Raw genomic sequence first — 1,014 nt, 5'->3', positions numbered from 1 at the left:
GGGCCTCGGTCCAGCCCGACTCGGGGGTGGTGCCGGGGGACCTGGCCCGCCGCCGCTTAACATCCGGCGGTGCCCCGCTCGCGGTGCCGCCGGGGCGGGCCCCCCTCGGCGGGCCGGCCCCCTCCGCGTGGTTACGCCGGGACCTTCTGTCGTGCCGGTGCCCAGCAGCGGATGATGTCGCGGACCGAGACGATGCCGGCTGGTTCGCCGCCGTCCAGCACGATGAGGTGCCGGAAGCCGCCGTGTGTCATGGCGGCGGCCGCCTCCTCCAGGGTCCAGGCCGGAGCGGCGAACACGACGTCGGTGGTGGTGTGGGCGTGGGCGCGTTCCGCGTCCGGGTCCTGGCCCAGGCCCACGGAGTTGAGGATGTCGCGTTCGGTGAGGATGCCGATGCCACCGGCGTCGGGGTCGTGGACGACGGCCGCACCGACCTTGCGCGCGGACATCAGTGCTGCGGCCTGGCGCAGGGTGTGGGTCGGGCCGATGGTGAGGACGACAGTGCTCATGGCGTCACGGACGAGCATGGATGGAGCCACCTCCTGGGAGTCTCCCCGCCGTTCGTTCAGAATTTCACGAATTCACAAGCGGGGGACTCTCAGAGTGGCAGGTAAAGGGAGGGTCAACAAGGGGGCGCTCGGTAACAACGGGGGGCTCAGTAGCGCTGATTGAGGTACCCGAGCAACTCGTCGTGCAGCAGCCCGTTCGACGCGGCCGCATTGCCGCTGTGGGGGCCCGGACGGGCGTCGAGGCCGGTGAAGGTGCCGCCCGCCTCCGTGACGACGATGGCGGTGGCGGCCATGTCCCACAGGGACAGCTCCGGCTCGGCGCACATGTCGACGGCGCCTTCCGCGACCATCATGTACGGCCAGAAGTCGCCGTACGCGCGCGTGCGCCACACCTCGCGGGTCAGGTCCAGGAAGCGAGGGACCCGAGGTACTGGGGACGCCACATACGGCAGTGCGTGGAGTTCGCCGCCGGTGTGCGCCTGCTGGTGCGCAAGGCCGCACCGGTCCT

The 1,014-nt window shown here is 71.1% G+C and carries 2 protein-coding genes; both read right to left on the bottom strand.

Features of this window, described 5'->3' with window-relative positions; all coding sequences use genetic code 11:
- Window positions 1-131: 131 nt before the first annotated feature.
- Window positions 132-524 (bottom strand): CBS domain-containing protein, encoded by a 393-nt coding sequence (locus ABZ281_RS50485; RefSeq protein WP_298553661.1) that lies wholly within the window; start codon window positions 522-524, stop codon window positions 132-134.
- A gap of 128 nt (window positions 525-652) precedes the next feature.
- Window positions 653-1,014 (bottom strand): inositol monophosphatase family protein (locus tag ABZ281_RS50480; RefSeq protein WP_356665688.1); only part of this gene is annotated, 362 nt, incomplete at its 5' end.

The organism is Streptomyces sp. NPDC006265, assembly GCF_040613555.1.
Lineage (GTDB): Bacteria > Actinomycetota > Actinomycetes > Streptomycetales > Streptomycetaceae > Streptomyces.
The sequence above is the reverse complement of the archived record's forward strand: the minus strand, read 5'-3'. Positions and strand labels throughout refer to the sequence as shown.

Coding starts and splice junctions, on each gene's coding strand:
- ABZ281_RS50485 (WP_298553661.1), bottom strand. CDS start 524: ATGCTCGTCCGTGACGCCATGAGCACTGTCGTCCTCACCATCGGCCCG.